Source organism: Veronia nyctiphanis, assembly GCF_004116385.1.
GTDB lineage: Bacteria > Pseudomonadota > Gammaproteobacteria > Enterobacterales > Vibrionaceae > Veronia > Veronia nyctiphanis.
The window spans coordinates 118,157-139,157 of record NZ_PEIB01000002.1; the positions used below are offsets into that span (position 1 = coordinate 118,157).

15 protein-coding genes and 2 pseudogenes are annotated in these 21,001 nt (G+C 43.2%); 12 read left to right on the plus strand and 5 right to left on the minus strand.

The features are described from left to right. Positions 1-118 precede the first annotated feature (118 nt). The 4 genes and pseudogenes from CS022_RS02445 (at position 119) to CS022_RS02460 (ending at position 3,244) form a co-directional block, all read left to right on the plus strand. Positions 119-757: a helix-turn-helix domain-containing protein gene (locus tag CS022_RS02445; RefSeq protein WP_129120946.1), complete on the plus strand. Its 639-nt coding sequence runs from the start codon at positions 119-121 to the stop codon at positions 755-757. 92 nt (positions 758-849) lie between these two features. Further along, positions 850-1,967 (plus strand): annotated as a pseudogene (gcvT, locus tag CS022_RS02450) (glycine cleavage system aminomethyltransferase GcvT). Between the two features lie 333 nt (positions 1,968-2,300). After that, positions 2,301-2,915: a DNA-J related domain-containing protein gene (locus CS022_RS02455; protein ID WP_129121132.1), complete on the plus strand. Its 615-nt coding sequence runs from the start codon at positions 2,301-2,303 to the stop codon at positions 2,913-2,915. Continuing rightward, positions 2,894-3,244 carry a hypothetical protein gene (locus tag CS022_RS02460; RefSeq protein ID WP_129120948.1) on the plus strand — a complete coding sequence of 117 codons (351 nt, stop codon included), beginning with the start codon at positions 2,894-2,896 and terminating at the stop codon, positions 3,242-3,244. The genes CS022_RS02455 and CS022_RS02460 overlap by 22 nt, the downstream gene beginning before the upstream one ends. 4 nt (positions 3,245-3,248) lie before the next feature. On the opposite strand, the gene CS022_RS02465 is transcribed toward CS022_RS02460, so the two are convergent. Beyond that, positions 3,249-5,468, minus strand: coding sequence for a hypothetical protein (locus CS022_RS02465; RefSeq protein WP_129120949.1), 2,220 nt, complete (start codon positions 5,466-5,468; stop codon positions 3,249-3,251). A gap of 131 nt (positions 5,469-5,599) precedes the next feature. Continuing rightward, complete coding sequence (locus CS022_RS02470) at positions 5,600-6,214, minus strand: hypothetical protein (protein WP_129120950.1); 615 nt, start codon at positions 6,212-6,214, stop codon at positions 5,600-5,602. 207 nt (positions 6,215-6,421) lie between these two features. Here CS022_RS02470 and CS022_RS02475 point away from each other — a divergent pair, with 207 nt between their 5' ends. The 3 genes from CS022_RS02475 (at position 6,422) to CS022_RS02485 (ending at position 10,736) form a co-directional block, all read left to right on the plus strand. Continuing rightward, a complete protein-coding gene (locus CS022_RS02475) occupies positions 6,422-6,691 on the plus strand; it encodes a hypothetical protein (RefSeq protein ID WP_129120951.1) in 270 nt (89 codons plus the stop codon). A gap of 443 nt (positions 6,692-7,134) precedes the next feature. Next, positions 7,135-9,330: an ATP-binding protein gene (locus tag CS022_RS02480; protein ID WP_161569535.1), complete on the plus strand. Its 2,196-nt coding sequence runs from the start codon at positions 7,135-7,137 to the stop codon at positions 9,328-9,330. A gap of 68 nt (positions 9,331-9,398) precedes the next feature. Beyond that, positions 9,399-10,736: a response regulator gene (locus CS022_RS02485; RefSeq protein WP_129120953.1), complete on the plus strand. Its 1,338-nt coding sequence runs from the start codon at positions 9,399-9,401 to the stop codon at positions 10,734-10,736. Between the two features lie 42 nt (positions 10,737-10,778). Here CS022_RS02485 and CS022_RS24770 read toward each other — a convergent pair whose 3' ends face one another. Further along, on the minus strand, positions 10,779-10,919 hold the full coding sequence (locus CS022_RS24770) for a hypothetical protein (protein ID WP_161569536.1): 141 nt from the start codon (positions 10,917-10,919) through the stop codon (positions 10,779-10,781). A 282-nt stretch (positions 10,920-11,201) separates the two neighbouring features. After that, positions 11,202-12,851, minus strand: a complete 1,650-nt coding sequence (locus CS022_RS02490; protein WP_129120954.1) for an AMP-binding protein — start codon at positions 12,849-12,851, stop codon at positions 11,202-11,204. 446 nt (positions 12,852-13,297) lie between these two features. On the opposite strand from CS022_RS02490, the gene CS022_RS02495 reads away from it, so the two are divergent. After that, positions 13,298-13,759: a TetR family transcriptional regulator gene (locus CS022_RS02495; protein ID WP_129120955.1), complete on the plus strand. Its 462-nt coding sequence runs from the start codon at positions 13,298-13,300 to the stop codon at positions 13,757-13,759. A gap of 300 nt (positions 13,760-14,059) precedes the next feature. Further along, a pseudogene (locus tag CS022_RS02500) lies at positions 14,060-15,255 on the plus strand (acetate kinase). A gap of 69 nt (positions 15,256-15,324) precedes the next feature. Here the strand turns inward: CS022_RS02500 and CS022_RS02505 are convergent. Next, positions 15,325-16,296, minus strand: a complete 972-nt coding sequence (locus tag CS022_RS02505) for a YdcF family protein (RefSeq protein ID WP_129120956.1) — start codon at positions 16,294-16,296, stop codon at positions 15,325-15,327. A gap of 126 nt (positions 16,297-16,422) precedes the next feature. Between CS022_RS02505 and CS022_RS02510 the strand changes: the two genes are divergently transcribed. Genes CS022_RS02510 through CS022_RS25775 form a run of 3 tightly spaced genes read left to right on the plus strand, consistent with a single transcriptional unit; the run spans position 16,423 to position 20,980 of the window. Continuing rightward, positions 16,423-17,628 carry an EAL and HDOD domain-containing protein gene (locus CS022_RS02510; RefSeq protein ID WP_129120957.1) on the plus strand — a complete coding sequence of 402 codons (1,206 nt, stop codon included), beginning with the start codon at positions 16,423-16,425 and terminating at the stop codon, positions 17,626-17,628. Positions 17,629-17,630: 2 nt separating this feature from the next. Next, positions 17,631-18,935, plus strand: coding sequence for a PAS domain-containing protein (locus tag CS022_RS25770; protein ID WP_235869202.1), 1,305 nt, complete (start codon positions 17,631-17,633; stop codon positions 18,933-18,935). Between the two features lie 26 nt (positions 18,936-18,961). Then, positions 18,962-20,980, plus strand: a complete 2,019-nt coding sequence (locus tag CS022_RS25775) for an ATP-binding protein (protein ID WP_235869203.1) — start codon at positions 18,962-18,964, stop codon at positions 20,978-20,980. Positions 20,981-21,001: the final 21 nt, after the last annotated feature.

Consider the following 21,001-nt stretch of genomic DNA (forward strand, 5'->3'; position numbering starts at 1 on the left):
GAGTTTCCTATACGAAACTTTTTAGCGAAATTGTTAACCGTGTTGGTGAAACCATCATGATGTTCGTGTAAAAATGAACGTGTTTACAACAGAATCTCAACAGGAATGATGACAACGAATGACTGAGACAAACTCACAGGAAGTGTTACCGGCAGTATCAATTGAGCGAGCAGCGAAGCCTGACACGGCTGATACACAGATAGCGCCGCTCAAACTGGGTGAGCGCCTAAAAGAAATTCGTACTGCGGGTGGCCTGACCCTGGAGGAAGCGAGTCAACTCACCGGTCTAGCGAGGTCAACGTTGTCGAAAATTGAGAATGAGCAGATTTCTCCGACATTTCAGGCAATGCAGAAGTTAGCTGCAGGCTTGAATATCGATATTCCCCAGCTTTTCTCTCCTCCCACAAATCGTACAGCGGCGGGTAGACGAGATATTACCCGTGCAGGAGAGGGGAAACCCCGACCGACTGGCACCTATGAACACGAACTTCTAGCGACTCAGCTAAGACACAAGAAAATGATGCCATTCAAAACCCGCGTTCGAGCGCGAAGCTTTGACGATTACGGTGATTGGATAAGACATGACGGGGAAGAGTTCCTCCTCGTGTTGGAAGGCAGTATCCAGTTTTATTCAGAATTCTATGAAGCTATCACCCTTACCGAGGGTGATAGTGCTTATTACGACGCCAACATGGGACATATGTTGGCGTCGTTGAGCGAAAAAGACGCATTGATACTTTGGGTTACCGCGTCCTGAACAGGATAGGTAGGTAACAAATTACATTGGCATCACTCATGGTGCAGTACACAAATAAGTGCGTGTAACACGCAGTTATCATGGAGCGAAACATGTCTCAGGAACTTCACAAAACCCCACTACATGCCTGCATATCGAAATGGGCGGGAAAATGGTCCCGTTTGCAGGTTATGACATGCCAGTACAATATGCACTGGGTGTTCGTAAAGAACACATTCACTGCCGCGAACATGCTGGTTTGTTTGATGTCTCTCACATGGGTCAGTTACGCCTTCACGGTGCTGACGCGGCCGCTGCCCTAGAAAGCCTTGTGCCTGTTGATATTCAAGACCTTCCTGCTGGTAAGCAACGTTATGCGCTATTCACCAATGAACAAGGCGGCTTGATGGATGATCTGATGGTGACCAATTTTGGTGATCATCTGTTCTTGGTCGTGAATGCAGCGTGCAAAGAGCAAGACATTGCCCATCTTGAAGCAAACCTGCCTGCAAGTGTTGAACTTGAGCGTCTCGATGATCGTGCATTGCTTGCCTTGCAGGGGCCAGAGGCGGCTGTTGTTTTGTCTAAACTCAACCCAGTCGTTGCGGATATGGTGTTTATGGATGCCGTTAAGGTCGAACTAAATGGTGTTGAGTGCTTGGTGAGCCGTTCTGGTTACACTGGCGAAGATGGTTACGAGATTTCAGTCCCGTCAGAGCATGCCGACGCGCTCGCTCGTGCGTTGCTGAGCGACGATGCGGTTGAGTGGATTGGCCTTGGTGCGCGTGACTCACTGCGTCTTGAGTGTGGCCTCTGTCTCTATGGCAATGACATCGACACAACAACAACCCCTGTTGAAGCGAGCCTGCTATGGGCAATCAGTAAGAACCGTCGTCTTGACGGTGAGCGTGCAGGTGGTTTCCCGGGCGCTGATATCATCCTTCCACAAATCGTCAATAAAGATGTGAACCGTAAGAGAATTGGTTTGCTTGGCCAAAGCAAAGCGCCAGTTCGCGAGGGCAGTGAGCTGTTTGATGCTGACGATAATAAGATTGGTGTAGTAACCAGCGGTACGTTCGGTCCAACTAAAGGCATGCCTGTTGCGATGGCTTATGTAAATGCTGAAGTTGCCGTGATCGGTACCGAAGTATTCGCAGAGGTCCGTGGTAAGAAATTACCTATGACTGTCGAGAAAATGCCGTTTGTTCCGCAACGTTATTATCGCGGCTAACATTACGCTTTGTTATGTGAAAAAGCACAGCTTTACGCTGTGCTTTTTTTTGTACTCAACTTACAGAAAATGCCTTTTCCATGGCGGTTTGTAAGCAATTAATAATGTTTTCGAGGTGAGTCCGAGCAGTTGTTCTGTCAGTCATCATCTGGACCAGTGTAAATGTTATTATTTGTCAAAGAGAAATAATTGATATCTACCTATGATGTGAAATAGGTCAGACTTAAAAACATTGGACAGCAAACGTCAGATATCTAGATTAATGTCTTAGGTAAGAGACATCTTTTCATTAAGGTGATGAGTGTGGCTGATACGGAAGGGAGGCCTGACAACATGTTAGCTGAACAAAATGAAAAGGGCGAAATTGATAACCCACTCATTTGGCCAATTCTGACGATATTAGAAGCGTCACCAGAAAGCTGGAAAGTCCACCATCTCATGTCTGAGTTGCAGAAAACAACCATCATTGACCCTCTTGATGATGATGTGCAGCTTGACCTGTTCAAAAGAAACTTCCTTATCATGAACGCGCTTTTTCAGCTGCAAGAAATGCTTTACCCGAAGCAATGGCTTCAAGTTGAGTCGATGGACATAAAATTGGTGTTCCGATCAACAAAGTTGGGTTTGCAGCGACAAGAAATAGATGTCAAAGATCCTCTCAGAGAGTACTACCTGAATTGGCGTAACTACAATGCGCAAGAGGATGATGTTCGAGAAATGCTCCGTTCATTTTGGAAGCGTTACCGTCGACATATTGGTCACACAACAGAGAACACAGTCGAAAGAAGTAATGCGTTGGCTGCGTTGGGTCTACCTATTGATGCTAGTGAGAAAGATATTCGTCAGCAATGGCGAAAGATGGCACTGAAATGGCACCCAGATCGCCCTGAGGGTGATGCTAACGTGTTCAGAACAATGTGTGAAGCATGGCAGAGTTTGCGTTTGTGAATGAGTTTGTTCTGAGTGATGGTTTGCGCACTTTGAAGTGCGCTTTTTTTCTGGAAACAATTCGTAGGGTTAGCATGAAACGCAGTAATTTGGTATTGATAATTGCAATCTTTTCTTCTTCAGCATTTGGGTGGCAATTGATTGAGCAAGATGAAGCCGATTTACCCACCGTTTATATACGGGTTGAATGCAACAGCGCCGAGCAACTGATTATCGCAAGCCACCCATTAGCTAATGAATACTATGATATTTATGGCCAACCTCATGAGACGCTCGACAAAGCCGCACGTATTTCTTGTCAGGAGACGCCAAATATAGAATTACAGTAGGCTGTTATTCAGCAGACGATACGCATACCAGTGCTTTATCATTCCCCAATTTGTGCGTCATCCAATAATGTCCTGACTTCATTGCATCATCGTCAAACGTGAGTTTCCAAATTCTGTAGCCCAGAGGCTCATCACGAGAAAGGAATACTTTTACAGACAGCTCGCCAAGTTTATTATTGTCACTTAAGTGATCCCACAGTTCTTGATACTGACTTTTAGTCGCTAAGTTTGAACCAGGTAATTCACAGCTCCGCCTGATAGCCCATCCGTTGTCATTTGGCTCTAGAACACTCACTGATAGTACAGTGAATATATTGGAGCCAACTTTATATCTTGGTGATGTGCTCAATTCTGTTTTTGCAATCTTAAGTGTTGCAACGTTGTCTGAAGTCTCAGTTGACGCTCTAATAAACAAAGGGCATTTTGGCGGCGTATCATAGCTGAGTGTTAAACCAGTATTATCTTTACTCGGGAAATATTCGGTGTTGAATGTCCATTTACATGCCGTAATGATTTTAATCTTGACTTCGCTTATGTCGTTGTTGCCCAGATTCGCAAACGAGACATTTAACGCCTTTTCATCATTCAAGTTTGCATCCATCACCAGTTCGGGATACTTGAGTGTTCCGCGAGAAGTACGGGTTTGTTGCTCCGTAATACCGGGCATATAATTTTTTGCAAAATAGTCTGCAAAACCGTAAGTCATTCCAGACGCATGAGACATACCAACGGCATGGGCTATTTCGTGATACCAGATGTTGTAGTACTGGCCACCGTTTTTCCAGTGCCGATGGTTTTCATTAATATAACTTTGCCAGATAGATGCCCAGCCACCACTTGTATTGATGTAAGCACTAAGGTTCGCACCGCTGCCACCACCCATGCCCTCTGCGCTGTATTGATTTCGCATAATTTTCAACGTTAACCTGTGGCCTTCAGCGGCAAATTTGAGGAGGTTGTAAACCCCGTAGGGGAGTTGAGGGTTGTTGTAGTTACCACACTTAGCGTTATCGTAATTACAACGATTTTCGAAAAACGTCAGCATTGCATTTGCGTAGCTTTTTGTGTTTGCCAAATTGTAAATATTGATGGCTGTAATTTCAGCGAGTTTCCTTTCTTCAATATTTGGCAGGCTATAACATGTTTTTTCCTTATCGGTACACAGCTCCTCAACATTGTTTGGTCCGATTGTTATTGTTGGATTAAACAACCGGTATTGATGAGCGTAAATGATGCTTTCTGTCATTAGTGAGGGGAAGTCGACTTCAGCTTCGCTATATTCGGGCAGAGTTTCTGAGAGTTTCACTAAGGTAAAAGCCTTGTTACTTCCCAGTTGAACAGGCAGTGCATTAATTGGAATGGGGGTGTTGTTTTTCACGTACCAGATATTATCTGATTTACGAAAGCTGATGTCGTTGAAGTTAAACCGATCTGGCTTATCCAATGCTGTGATGTCTTCAATTAGTCCTTCAATGTGATTCACATTTTGTAATTTTAATGGGAGGGTCAGTTCTGTAACCGATACGCTTTCGTAACTCTCGTTTACTGCAGGAACCGCTTCAAATTCTACTGATATTTCACAATCGCTATCAACATTGCTTACAGTATAGTTATTGCCGTCTTGAATTCCGCTACAACCAGTGACGCTGGCTACTTGCTGTAAATTTCCCGCAAGCATTGAAAAAGTCTGGTTATCTTGATGTGTTAATTGAGATGCGTCGGGGGAAATAGTCCCATCACCTATTACAGATGTCGACACGCTATATAGCTTTGGTGTGAAATCAGCGGTTATCTGACAGTCTTCAGTGACTTCAGACAACACATAGAGATCACCGTTCAAGACACCCTGACAGCCATTGATATTGCTGATTTCATGATGTACTTCTGGAGATACTGTAATGTCTATCATCTGGCTGTTTTTCAGTTCAGTCTCTGTTATCGAGAGGCTTCCTTCACCCAGGATCGCTGTCGTCACTTGGTAATATTTCTCTTTGAAGGACAGTGACACTTCACAATGGCCATCAGTGCCGTTTATTGTATACGTATTCCCGCTAAGGTTACCTTGACAACCATTGACTGTATTCACTTCATAATGTTCATCAGGAGTGATTGTAAAGCTCACTGATTGATTATATTTGATTGATTGTTGTGTGGGGGAGATGCCACCATTTCCGTCAATCGAGAACGTTATATCGTATAATTTGGGGGAGAATGTCAGTGACAAGCTACAGTCTTCGTTTAATTGATCGACTGTTATTAATGAGTCAGAGGTGCGTAGTGCATTACAACCGTTTATTTGTGATAGTTGGTAATGTTCTGAGGGGTTAACAGTGAAGCTTTGTGTTTGGCTGTTTGTCAGTTGCGCACTAGTAGGGTGATAGTACCGTTGCCCGAGACTTTTGTTTTTATCGAGTATACATTGGCCATAAATTCGGCATTAATATTACAGTCATTTGTTAATTCTCTTATGGCAAGGCGTCCGTCTTCCATCACCCCACCACAACCAGTGAAACTTATTAGGGAGTGGTAACTATCAGGCGTCGCAGTAAAACTTACCTCTTCACCGTAAGGTAATAAAAAAGATGACGGTCGAATTGAACCCTCTCCGATTTCGTTTGTGGTAATTGAGAAAATATCGGGTGTTATAGTGATTTCAATATTGCAATTTTCATTTATATCTTTAATTAAGAACGTATTTTTTTCTAAGGTTCCATTACAGCCTGTTGCAGTTTCTACAGAATGGTAATCTGATAAAAAGAGCTCAATGAGAGTGTTCTCTCCCTCTTTAAAGTCTCTAGTACCTGATTTTGTAAGCGTCTTATCACCTGCGAAGTAACCTTGCCCTTTTCCTTTAATTTCAAACGAAAGGCTTAAACGTTTCTGGTTTAACTGAGTTAATGCAGTTGCTTTGAGTGAATCTTTACTCGTTGATTTTTCTTGAGAGTCACAGCCTAAGAGAAGAATGGGCAAGATAAAAAAAAAGTGTTTTTATTTTCATAATAATAAGGCCGGTTATGATTATATAGAATGATATTCTTTATTTAATGTGAGACGCATAAATCATCAGATATTTTATAATAGTAAAGTGTAAGATTAATTTCCCATGGTTTTTTCGTCATAAAAATTCCGTGAGTAATTCAATGATCATTTCTTATGTAGAATGTATAAAGGTGTAAGATGATAAATAATAAAAAAATTTTTTGTATTGTGGCCATGCTAGTGCTTCCTTTTCATGCGAAATCATGGGTAGTGGTTTCAGAGAGTATGGAAGGAGACGGTACAGTTGTATTCTATGAAGTTAATTGCGATAGCGGTTTAGTTATTTCTATCTCAGCCGATATCAAAGAGAGCACATATTTTGATACTGAGGGTAACACTCATGACTCTTTGGATGATGCAATAAGCCGGTCTTGCTCTGGTGATAATTTGACTGATGGATCAATGTGAAAACGTATTTTATATTTTCTCAGTTCTATGATCTGTTTTTTGACTAGAAATTAAGATAGTGAATTGCTCTATACATCATGAGAAGACTACGTTCTGTGTTTTTTTTCCTAATTGGGGTGAGTGTTTTCTTATCCATTTATCTTTTTGTTTTAACAAGTAAGTCTATAACTGTAAGCAAAAAAATATATGCCCTTCAGGGTGAAATAAATGTACAAGAAAGTTTGTTTTTTGAATTTAAGCAAAGCTCAGATGCCCTTACGAATTTCGCCCGAAATTATGCGACAACACAGAATCAAGCCTGGAAAACATTCTATTTTCAAGCACTGAATATACGAGATGGTAATGAATCGATACCGGAGAACTATTTCTCTGAATTTTGGATTCAAAAGGCTCTTAATCAAAGTAGCTCGCTAACTCAGTCTGATTCACAAACTAGAACCTCTATGCCTTCTTTGCTCTCAAGGGTTCAGAAAGCAAGTGACAGCAGCATCGATCAGGCGACATTGAATCTAGCTTTAATGAAGTTGTCGAACCTGAACAATATCGAAGTGAAAGCGCTTAATTTGGTCGGGAGTGTAGACAGAGCATCTCAAGAAGCCCAGCGAACACACCCTGATTTAAGTCGAGCAATAAGATTACTTTATTCTGTGGAGTACTTGCAGGCCAAGGCCGATGTCTTCAAATCGGTAGGAAACTATTTTAGAACATTAAAGAATACGACTGAGGGCCAAATTACTCTACTTCAGGGTGAGAGCAACCGTCTACATAACCATGTATCTATAGCTTTATCCCTACTGTTTCTTTGTATTGTTATGTCAGCCATTGTCTTATGGACGTTTTTCTTTCGACCCGTCACCAATATACAAAACGCTATTCTCAAGCGAACCGAAGGTGATGAGTTTGAAGTAAAACTTGAACCTTCTGAACAAGGCGCACTGAAGGACCTTGCTGATGCTCAGAACAAGCTACTTCTGGAGTTACACCGACGATTTGAATTCAGTCAAACATTGAAACACTTCTCTGACAAGATCAGAGGAATTAGTGAAACACAGACAATCAGCGAGGAGATTTGCCATTACCTTAGCCATCACTTCTCGCTTCCGCTGGTCAATGTTTTCGTCTGCGACAACGGACGCCCAATTTGTCGTGCGAGTATTGGCGGTCAGGGAAATCTTCCTCAGTTAGACGAAATGCCACCTCTTTACAAACGTGTTCTTCAGTCTCAAACCATCATGCGGCTTCGTAACGATGACAGGCAGTTCCGCATAGGGTTAGGGTCCGGTGAACTAGAACTTCACGAGCTTATTATGTTACCACTGTGTGTCAGCGAAGAGCCTGTTGGTATGATAGAGATGGCGTCCATCCGATCTTTAACTGACTCAGAGATTGAGTGGATTGAGGCTGTTAAAGATGACATGGCGATTGCTCTCCAATTGGCGATAGCGGCAGAAAAACACAAAGAGGCTGACAAACGCACTTCTGAACAGCTAACACTTAATCGACAGATCATTGATGCCATTCCTAACCCTGTCTATTACCGGGATTGTGATTGCAAGTACATAGGCGTCAATAATGCATTTACCGATTTTCTTGGTCTTTTTTATGCTGATGTTATTGATAAAAAAACCAGTGACCTGTTTGATAAGTCGACCAGTGACCTGTTCGATGCAAATGAAAGAGAACTATTGGAATACCCTGGTTCCCAGTTTTACGATATTGAATTGCCCAACGCCGAGGGCGAACTTCGCAATCTCACAGTAATAGAAGCGACATACTTTTCACCCAACGGAGAGCCAATGGGTGTTGTGGGTCTGTTTGTCGATGTCACCACACAAAAGCGTCTAGAGAGAGACCTCATATCAGCTAAAGATCAGGCGAATGAAGCAAGCAGCGCGAAAGGGGAGTTTCTTGCCAACATGAGCCATGAGATCCGAACACCTATGAATGCAATTCTGGGCATGGCGCAACTTACGCTGCAAACATCAATGACGAAAAAACAAAAGCATTACGTTGCCAATATAGAGAAAGCAGGTAAATCATTACTTGGGATCATTAATGACATCCTCGACTTTTCAAAAATAGAGGCCGGGAAATTCGAAATTGAAAGTACGCCTTTTTCCCTTGATGAGGTCCTCGATAATGTCTGCAATATTGTGGTGTTAAAGGCAAAAGAGAAAGGTTTGGACTTGCTGGTTGACGTCGATCCGCTTGTACCGGATAGCCTTATTGGTGACCCTCAACGTTTTGGTCAGATAGTCGTAAATTTGGTTGGAAACGCCGTTAAGTTTACGGATAAGGGGCATATTACAATCAGATTGAGAGTGCATTCTGACCGTGCAGATGACTCGATAATATTGCTCGTTGAGGTTGAAGATACTGGCATAGGCATGACCGAAAACCAACTGACAAAACTCTTCGAATCATTCTCCCAAGCGGATGGCTCTATAAGCAGACAATATGGTGGCACAGGGCTTGGGTTGTCGATTTCCAAAGGGTTTGTCGAACTGATGGGCGGCAAAATTTGGGCTGAAAGCACTGAAGGAAAAGGGTCCACATTTTCTTTTACGCTCGAGCTGACGAGGGGGTCAGATGCGGTTGAAATACAAGCAACTTCGATTAGTACTGACCTTTCAGGCTGAGCGCTCTCGTCCTTGATCCTGCCGTTTCTCCTACAAACAAGGTCATTGAAGCTTTAAAGTCTCAAGGTATGAATATCAGTATAATCAGCGCTGAAGAACACATTTCAAGCGAGTTAATAGCAATGTCAGAAGGTGGGAAAAATTATAGACTGCTCATTCTATCGACCAAGGCAGAAGGGGTCATTGATGGAAGCTTGTGTCAAAAAGTGCGTGAGCTTGAATTAAAACCCACGCCAATCTTCCTTGCTCTGGTAGCTGATAATTATGATTTTATCGATACAGACAGTTTTACAGAGCATTTTGATGGGATTATTGACACAAGAAACGACATATCTCAAACGCTAGAAACCATCACACACGTCCTCGATATTGAAGGCAAGTATCAGTTACCTGCCGCTGACTTTTCTGGATTGAGAATACTTTTAGTTGAAGATAACTATATTAATCAAGAAGTAGCCAAAGCATTACTCGAACATTTTCAGCCAATCGTCGACATTGCTGAAAACGGCTTGATAGCCCTCGACAAGGTGAAATCTAACGCTTATGACCTGGTATTAATGGATATGCAAATGCCAGTTATGGATGGTTTAACAGCGACACGTGAAATTCGAAAATTATCAGAGCATGTGCAATTACCCATCATTGCTATGACTGCTAATGTCCTTAAACAAGAAATTGAAGAGTGTCTGACGGCTGGTATGAATGATCATATTGCCAAACCTATTGAGGTTGACGAACTGATCTTTGCAATAAATAAATGGATTCATTCTGAGATAACGACAAGCGAGAGTGACGATTCAACCGCGTTTATCCCTGTTCCCAAATCCAATATCAGCCTCCTTGACACCCACGAGGGTATTCAACGATTAGGTGGTAATGAAAGCACCTATTGGAGCTTGGTGAAAATAATGCTCGACACCAATATTTCCAAACTGAATAAGTGGCTAGATCATGCTGATGATATAACAGTCGAAGAGGCGGAACTTTTTGGTCACACCTTGAGAGGGTCTGCTGCAAATGTCTCAGCAAAATCTCTAAGCCTTTTGGCGAGTGAGCTTGAGAAGAAGGCTAAAGCTGGCGTCTCTGATCAGGGTGTAATGAGAGAAATGCTAGATGTTATGCACGAAATACGCATGCAGTTTATGCATATTGATAGTGAAGCCCGAAGCCAGGAGTCATTTCACGGTTACACAACTAAAGAGCTTCGCATTGAACTAGAGCAGCTTCAAATTCTCTTGAGTCAATTCGATTCGCAGGCACTGGAGTTTATTGAGGGTATTAAGCAAAGCGCAAACAGCATGAGTATCGATCTCGCCAGTATTCATTCTGATATTCAGCAATTCGAATATGATGCAGCAGGCAAGAAAGTGTTTGAGGTGATTGCTGAACTGCATGATAGAGAGTAGTCATGAAAAGGCGAGGGGTTGGGGTTACCCCTCTAGCCGAGCCTATCGCTTTTGTTTCACTGCCAACTTCTGTTGAGGAGAAGGATGTTTAACCAACTCGTAGCGAAGAAGCTCCAACATAGCATTCGACTCTCTGCGGTTATTTGGTTTCCAGCTTGATATAACTTTTATACGATTTTCCATGTTACAGCCTCATTTGTTAATAAATTACGAAAATGACGTTCTGAACATGTGGCTACAACTGAACAACAACCACGTATTTGGAAAAATTAGCTAAGTATGTAGAAAACTTAATCCAAAATGACCAACTTAATTTGCAGGAAAAAATAGAAAAAAGATGTGATACATGTCTATAAATCAGTACTAACTGATTTTAGCGCGCTATTTGCTTCTTAAGGAAAAGAATAAAGCCTCGACATTCGAGGCTTTATAGATTGCGGCATAATCAAAGAAAAGATACGTGTATTATTCTTCCCAAACGACCAACTTACCTTTTGGCCAGTCATCACAGACATTGCTGTATCGTTTTTCGAGCTCATGACGTTTAATCTTGAGTGTCGGCGTCAGAATACCGTTTTCGATACTCCAAGGGTCTTTGATAAGAAGAACACCTTTAATTATCTCATGACTCTCAAGCTCTTTATTGATCGTTGAAATTACAGACTCAATTTTTTGCTCGTAACGCGCCTTATCCATATTGGGGAAACTGGGTGGGACTGCCAGTAATATTGGCGAAGGCATACCTGAACCCACTATACACATCAGCTCAATGTTGCTCAGCTCAAACAGACGTTTTTCGATTGGCACGGGAGATACAAATTTGCCTTTGGCGGTTTTGAAGGCATCTTTTTTACGGCCTTCAATACTCAGATAACCTTCGGAGTCTAACGAACCTTTGTCACCAGTGTGAAGCCAGCCGTCAATGATGGTCTCTTTCGTGGCTTGATCGTTTTTGTAATAGCCTTTGAACAGACCCTTACTTTTTACGAGAATTTCGCCGTCGTCAGCGATTTTCACTTCAACACCAGGACCAGCATTACCAATAGTGCCGACCTTATCTGAACGATATGGATAGTTTAGCGTGCCGTAAGCCATTGACTCTGTCATGCCCCAGGCTTCGGTAATGTTCATTCCCAGCTTTTCGTACCAACGAAGCAATGCTGGTGAAACAGGCGCTGAACCACAGCCGAGGACCCTGGCATTTTCTAGACCTAGGCCAGTTTGTATTTTTTTCCTTATCAGACCGGACACGATAGGAAGTTTTAAAAGGAAATTTAGCTTACCGTCCGGCAGTTTCTCTTGAATGCGTTGCTGGAACAGCGTCCACAAACGCGGAACCGAAATAAACAAGGTTGGTCTTTGCATCTTCACGTCGTCGATAAAGGTATCCAATGACTCTGGGAATGCAGTACAACCACCCTCAAGCATTGCTGTGCTGAGAATATATACACGCTCTGTGATGTGAGCTAACGGCAGGTATGAGAACAGGCGATCGTTTTTGTAGACCCCTAAGTATTCGCAAAGCTGTGTTGCAGACCACGTAACTGCACCGTAAGTCAGCATCGCACCTTTCGGAAGACCTGTACTGCCTGATGTGTAGACAATTGTCATTAAATCGTCGTCACCATGGGCAGGTCGTTCGTCACTGGCTTCGTGTTTGACCAGTAAATCATTCCAGTCATACCCGCAATTGATTGTAGGGTAAGGAAAAGCGATAGTTTGGATATTTGGGCGCTCTTCGATAACTTCCTTGATTGCTTGTGTGTCATCGAGTTTACCGATGAAGATAGCCTTGGATTCACTGTGGTCTAAAACATGTGAGATGGTATCTTTACCCGCTGTCGGGAAAATAGGGACACTTACATAGCTACCCAACATCATTGCGAGATCTGCGACGAACCACTCGGCGCAGTTTTTTGAGACTAATGCAACGCGATCTCCGGGCTGAAGGCCCATTGCGCGGAGCGCGGTTACGATTCTGAGAGCATGGTCGGCAACATCTTTAAAAGTGAAGTCTTTAAATTGTCTATTGATGATTTGACGGAGAAAAACTTCGTTTGCCCGTTCGTTAGAAGCGTACTGCAACGCTCGCTCGTAGGGTTTTGGTAGGGACATCAGAGCACTCCATTTGCTGCGATATTCTTTAGTTTAATTACTTTTATATAATTGTTATGCGCTCGTTAACTTAAGTTGCTGTGGTCCAATGAGTCAAGCGTTACGCCAAACGCTTGTTCAATTTTTTGAAGTCACCGGATTTTATTGCGTAAAAGCTAATATAACGACTCTATTACTGTACGTATCAGCTTCTCTCTTTCGCTGTTTTTATCTTAGTAAAAAGTTGTAACTTCTTTATACATATCAATATTTAGATGAAAGCTTCATTTTTGATAATTTGTACTATTGTTAATAAGACTGGGTTAAGGAGTACCGGACGGTAACCAGCCAGACATGTATTTTTGTGCTGGAATAGACTGAAAAATTGTGACCTGTTTGTTTCGGGCAAAGGATACTTTTGGGGAATGGCCATTTTCCGATGCACAGGTTGAAACAGGAAAATGACTATGCCTAAAAGAAGTAGGGAAGATACTGAAGAAACGATAAAAACGATTCTTGATGCTGCGGTTGAGCAACTCATTGTCTATGGATATGACAAGATGTCGTATACGACACTCAGTGAGCAAACCGGGATTTCAAGAACAGGTATAAGCCACCACTTTCCGAAAAAAACGGATTTCATCAGCAAGCTTGATGACAGGCTTATTAGTATCTTGCTGGAGAAATTGGATTTGGAAGGTGATCAAACTCGCTTCTCAAACAGTTGGAAAAGCGCGTTAGCGAGTGATGAGAAATTTGCTGCAGTATTGAAACTCATTTTCTTGTTCAGAGCCACAGACGATAATGACGTAAACTTTACCAAGCGCGTCTGTCAGAACTTAGAGTCTCTCGGTTGCGAACGGTTCGGGAATGGATTCACACAAGAATTGGAATGTCTGGTAGGTAAGTCGGTGCTCAAAGCGTCTTGAAATACCTTTTTCAGACAGTACAAAAAAGTTACAAAGCGCCGTTATGGCGCTTTTTTGATGATGCTATTTGTTAATGAGTAGGGTTTTCCCACCCCAAAATGTAAATGATTTACTGCTTCAAACTAACCAAAGCCAACCACTTCTTTTACCTTTATTGACAGCTCTGTAACGAAAGAGTTGATCGAAAACAGAAAAACATCAGATTTATCCATTGAATTCGCAAGTGATATTGAAGGGTTGAAAAATTCTTTAGTAATGGCGTCTCACTTGTGCAGTTATTCCTTGCCCAAGAGATATTCCATGAGTAGATCATTAGTTTTAGTCCTTAACTCCGGCAGTTCTTCAATCAAATTCGCGTTAGTCGAAGCCAAAACGGGAAATGCCGAACTGTCAGGGATCGGTGAGTGTTTTGGTGCCGACAACGCGCGAATTTCATGGAACGGAGAAGGGATTGAAGAACAAGAAATAAGCCTCCTAGCGGACAAGAACCAACATCAACAGGCTGTTGATCAGATCGTCTCATTGATTGAAACAGAACACCTAGGCAGTCAGTTATGCGCTGTTGGTCATCGCGTCGTTCATGGTGGAGAGTACTTTTCAGAAGCCACACTCATTGATGATGGTAATAGCGAAAATAGAAGCGCTGAGCATTTTGGCACCTTTACATAACCCGTCTCATGTCATTGGTATAGAGGCGGCGCGCAAAGCATTCCCGTACCTTCCTCAAGTCGCCGTATTCGACACCGCATTTCACCAGACAATGCCCCCAAAAGCCTATACATATGCCATTTCACAAAAGCTGTATCGATATTTTGGTATTCGTCGTTATGGCTTTCATGGCACCAGCCACTTTTTCGTGAGTTGTGAAGCTGCAAAATGGCTTGATAAAGCGCCTGAGATTACCAACGTGATCACTGTGCATTTGGGCAATGGTGCCTCTGTTTGTGCCGTTAAAGACGGAAAAAGTGTCGACACCAATATGGGCTTTACGCCTATTGCAGGCTTGATGATGGGAACACGTTGCGGCGACCTCGACCCAAGTATTCCTGAGTTCTTGCAAAAACAGGGGTGGAAGCCAGAACAAATTTACAAGGAGCTCAACGGAAACTCAGGTTTTTCTTGGCGTCTCAGAGCTAACCAGCGACTGTCGCGGTATTTGCGAGGCGGCTGAAGAAGGACACAAAGGTGCGCAATTAGCATTAGAACTATTTAGTTACCGCGTCGCCAAATACATCGCGTCATATATGGTTGCCCTTGATGAAGTTGACGCGATTGTATTCACGGGTGGTATTGGCGAAAACTCATTTCCGGTCAGGCAGCTGATTCTGAAAAACCTGAAAGTGTTTGGTTACCGTGAAGATGAAAGCGGCAATAAAAGTGCACGATTTGGGAAAGGCAGAGTGATTAGCCAGAGCGGAACAACGCTTGCCTTGGTAATTCCCACCAACGAAGATTTTGTTATAGCTTCACAAGCTGTCGAGTTTACAGATAAATAAGTTGTCGCTTTACAGAAAAAAGCCGCGGAAAATTATCTGCGGCCTTTCATTGTGTATTCTTCGTTGAGATTAACGAAAATACATTGGCGAAATATCAAACGCGGGGTAGCCGTAGACTCTGATCGCATCGCACAGAATACTGACTTTTTCTTCTTCAGTCAGGATCAGTGAGTTGCGAACATTGAATGCTTTAACAGGACGCCTGCCTACTCCTGTCTGATGTAATGCGACATTGAGTAACGCCATACTTCTCGGCAAGTGGGAAAGGCAACTGACCACATAAATGTCATGATTCTGTTTCTGACTGATTATTTCTGCCGTGAATAGCGCATTTTGCACTGTGTTAGTGGCTCGCCTCTCTTCGATGATATGTGTGCTGGGCACGCCTCTTGTAATCAGCCATTGAGTCATTACCTCGGCTTCTGTCATGCCATCCACAGGGACACCACCTGTCACTATGATCTCACTCTCTGGGTTATGCTCCCAGAGGCTAAAGGCCGCCTCCAGACGTTCATTTAATGCTGCTGTAGGCTGCGCCTGAGGGCCAAGTTTTAATCCCTGAACAACAAGGATGAGTCTTTGGCACTCTGGTCTCTTTTCTGCAAAACCGTCCTCCCATTTTGTGGCACACTCAAACAGGTGATTAGCGTCTTCTATGTGGCTTGGGCTGATATGTTGAAGTGCATCGGCGAGTTCGTGTTTATCCTTTAATGACAATGATTTACACCAGAGTAAGCTGTGGAAGAGTGCTTCAATGTTATGTGGTGAACGGGCGAGTATTTGTTTGTAAGTGTCGAGGGCAAGCTGAGGTTGACGCTTGAACAGATAGGCGCTGGCAATGCCAAAGTAGGCTGATAATCGCAAAGGTTCTTCAATTAGCACGTTATTCAGGCAATAGATGACCTCATCCATGTTATTCACGCATTGTCCGTCAGCGTTGATGTATTCGGCCCTGTTTTTAGCCGTGTAAGCATCTGCTGCTCTGGACAGCCAATCAAAAGACTTTATGTAATCTGCGTTGTTTTGCTTTTTTTGATGCATGTTGTTGCCCGATTATTCTTTTGTGTGTACTTGAAAACCTTCCGTCCTGATTTTCAAACAATTGAGCTAAATATGAGATTTTGATCTAACTTTTAAGGGTGTTCGTCCTTATTGGAGAGACCAAGAGTGGCCGAGGTTTTTTTCTCTTGCCAACCCGTTTTCGACGCTGAATTAAAGCACTGGGGCAGTGATTTGTTATTCCGAGAGGGGTTTGAAAACAAGTTCCCTTCGATAGACGAGGATACTGCGACATCACGCGTCCTGAGTGCAAATTTTCTTGCAAGCAGCAACAAGCCCGGCGCGCGTTATATCGTGAATTTCAGCGAGTCATCATTGATGGACGAAATTCCATTATCCATGCCACCCGATGAGCTTGTTATCTCAGTCACCCGAGACTCAACACCGAATCAGGCATTAATCGACAAGCTCAAAAGCTACAGAATGGCGGGTTATCAGCTTCTTATCGATGGTGACGCGTTTCAAAACAGTTGGAATCAATATCTTGAGCTTTTTGATATTTTTCGCGTGAGTATGGAAGCGGAAAACCCAGCTAACTGGGAGAACATTACAACGAAGTATGCCAACAAAACATTCTTAGCCTGTAAAGTGGAAACGCAAGAAGAATTGATGATGGCGAAGCAATTTGGCTTTCTTCTATTTCAGGGGTATTTCTTTGAAAAACCACAGATTATGAAGTCAGAAGATGTGGCTCCTTCGGTATTAACCCTGCTAGATGTGTGCATTATCATTAACCGCTCGCCACATGATATTGACGGTTTGACGCAGCTAATTTCAAAAGATGTTTCTCTTCTTTACAAAGTGGTCGCCAGTGCCAATATTCTAGCTAAAACAAAAAGCAGTGCGATCACTAACCCAAGACAGGCCGTCGTGTACCTTGGTGTTGAGTCATTAAGACGCTTGGTGTCTTTACTCATCATGTCCAACATGAGTAACCAAGCTGCGGCACAATTACAAAACTCTGCGTTGTTGCGAGCGACGTTCATGTCGACGATCGGTGTAGACGATGAAAAGTTCAACCCAGACGAAGGCTTCATCGCGGGTGCCTTCTCTTTGTTGGATGTCATGCTCGGAAAACCGATGGAAGAGATCATTCAAAACTTGGACCTCTCCTATGAAGTAAAACGCGCAATGGTTTCGCAGGAGGGGTTATACGGCGACGCTCTAAAGTTGTGCAAAGACATTGAACGGGCGAATTGGAATGGCGTGACACATTGGTGTAATCAGTTCTCGGTATCTGATAAAACCGTGTTAAAAACATATGAAAAATGTCGTGATGATACTGCGGTAATCATGGCCAGCATGCAGGTATAACTATGTTTGCGATACGTACGCGTCTGGCCATTGTTTTGTTGATCTGCGGAACGCTGATCCTCAGCTTTTTTGGTTACCTGAATTATCATCATACTAAGACACGGCTGATGGAGGATATGGATGCTGAAATCACTGCGTTGGCCAACCGATTAAAGTTCAGACTCCCCGATACATTGGTAAACGGTGATTACGATTCAGTCATCAAAGACCTTGAGAGTGAGTCCAGTTCCCGTTTTGTGAAAAAGCTTGAAGTAATTGCTGCGCAAGAAAAATTCCGCTATGCCACTCGTGAAACGCCAATTGTCTCGCCAAATGACAGCGCTTTTCAGGTTCGTATCTTTGATTTGCAGTATATGGAGCCAGGTAAAAACAAAATCGTTGGGTCTTTATTCATTTTCGAAGATGCCTCGCTGATAGAAGAAACATTGGCATCCGAAATACTCACAGGCGTGCTGCAAATCTTCATTCTTGATGTCATGATCATGTTTCTGATTTGGAAATATGCGCGGGCAATTACCGAGATTGAATCGAGTAAAAACTACCTAAATACCGTCATACATAGCTATAAAGACGGGCTTTTGGTACTTGCCGATGATCATAAAGTTATTACCGCCAATGAAGCTGCAATAAAAATATTTGATTTGCCGCAGTCAGAATCAAGTTCAATCACTCTTACGGATATCATCTCGAAGGTGGTGCCGGATTCCAGGGCATATTTCTCTCAAGCATTGTATGGGTTGACGAATAAAAAGGTTAACTATCAGCTTGAAACATCTGGCGGGAAAATCATTGTTCAGGTGAGGTCTACTCAAATAACGGTCGGCGATGAAATCCTTCAGGTTGCTATCATTCGTGACATCACAGAGCAGCATATTGATAAAATTAAAGTATCGAAAGGTGCCGAGCTTTTCTCGGCAGTAAAAACCCTTCAGGATAAGTTCTTGACCAGTGATGATTTTCACCGAAGTTTCAAAGAAGTACTGAGTATTCTGTTGAAAATAGGTGAAAGTAACCATGGTGTGATTCTCGAGGTCGACCACAAGGAAGAGAAGAAATACCGGGTGTTGGCTCAAACACGTCTCATTGCAAATGGATATATCTCGCCAGATTTCATCGATACGGTGGTCAACGAGGTACTTGGAACCAATAAAGCGACAAGAAACCTTCAGGTAGCGGGACTAGGTGCTGAGAGCAAGTTAGTCATCAATACCTTGTGCATTCCATTATTTCTGTCAGAAGAGCTGGTGGGTATTGTATGCCTGTGCGATGAATCAACCTTTATGAGCCGGAATTACAGCAATGGCTAGAGCCCGTACTTTCAAGTTTGAGTGCTATGGTCCATTTTGTTCGTCAGAAAAACCTGAACGATCTCATTTCTCAGGAGATGGCGCGCGCGAAAGAGCAAGCTGAAAATGCCAACGAAGCGAAAACAAATTTTCTCGCCATGATGAGCCACGAAATTCGAACGCCAATGAACGGCATTGTTGGTATGTCGAACATGCTTAAAGAAACATCGATGACCAAACAGCAAATCTACTTTGTCGATACGCTCCTGCATTCCTCAAATGCGCTACTCAACATAATCAACGATGTTTTAGACCTCAGTAAAATCGAAGCGGGCAAGATGCACCTCAATGCGAAGCCCTCTGATATAGAGGATTTAGTATACGAATCATTAATGGTGTTTACGGCCAAAACGGCGGAGAAGCAATTACGCCTTCATTGCATGATTAATCCGCAGCTTCCAAGAGAAATAGATGTTGATGAAGTGCGGTACAAACAAATCATTATCAATTTGGTTGGCAATGCCGTTAAGTTCACGAAACAAGGACAAATTGAGATCAACCTAAATTGCGTGTCTGTCGATGGCAATGAGATGCTGGAGATGGAAGTCAGTGACACGGGTATAGGTATTCCTGAGGACCGCTTGGATGCAGTATTTGAGAATTTCACTCAGGCTGACAGCTCTTCTTCGCGCTCCTATCAGGGAACAGGTCTCGGACTGCCGTTATGTAGAAAGCTTATTGACTTGATGGGCGGCTCTATCAGTGTTGAGAGTGAAGAGGGGGTCGGCACCACGTTTAGAACATTGATCCCGCTCTCTGCTGGACAAAATTCGGGCACATTATTTAAGCGTTTTGATGCGCCCTCAGAGAGTCAGCGACGCAGAGCGTATGCTGCGACACGCGACGGTAAGCTCTTTAAAATAATTAATGGCTATCTTTCAGAACTCGGTTTTTCAGTCACCCAATGCGGTGTTGCCGAAGGTATTCCTTATCAGCTATTGAAAGGAGCCATTTTGTTTGCTGATCAAGATATGGTCGATACGCTTGGCGATGCGATAGCCGAAGCAGAAACGACCATTGTGATTAGTCATGATGGTTGCCTCGACAAATATCCACTGCCATCTATCACCAGCCCGGTTTCACCAACAGCTCTCTACAATGCTGTGGTGCATGGTGACGCGGACAATAATCAGCCAGTGATTGATTTATCGTCACCGCTTGAAGGTCTAACAGTGCTGGTGGCAGAAGACCATATGGTCAATCAGGACTTGATGACTTTGATTCTTTCTGGCTTGGGGTGTGATGTCACTGTTGCCGATAACGGACGCATTGCAGTATCAAAACACAAAAAACAAAACTTCGACATGATTCTCATGGATTGCCAGATGCCTGAAATGGATGGTTTTGAAGCAACCGGTAAAATTCGTGTATTCGACAAAGAAACGCCGATTATTGCTGTTACTGCGAATGCTATGTCAGGTGATGCAGAGAGGTGTCTTGAGCATGGTATGGATGCACACCTTGGTAAGCCGTTCACCAAAGAGCAGCTATCAGACATGATGAAGGCTTTCTTACCGCGTGTGAATACAGAACATCGTCGTGAAGATGTCAGTATCGCGCAGTTACCGGTGATCACCCAAAGTATTGAGTTAGCAACGCAGGCTGCGGAATGCCTGGCATGCGAGGTTGAAACGATGAACGAGACACGAATGAATAATGAATCAGAAAAGGTGATAGACCTTGACCATTTAGAGCAACAAATTGGGGAAGGCCTTGATATCTTACAGATGTTGTTGGGAAAATATTCTGCTACTCAGACGGTTGACCTTGAGAATTTAAAAGTGGCGTTAGAAGGCGGGGATATTGATCGGGTTCGAAAACTTGCACATAAAATGAAAGGTGCAGCGGCCATGATTGGTGCAAGTGCCTTTGCTGAACTCTGTTTAAGCATCGAAAAATATCCGAACAACGAAATTGGCGAGTTCCGTCAGTTATTACCTAGTTTGTCTGAACAAGCGCATTCTATTTCCGAAGAGATTGAGGAGATCCTTGCTATGAACTCCTAGGTAAGGTCGCAGCGTGTGTTG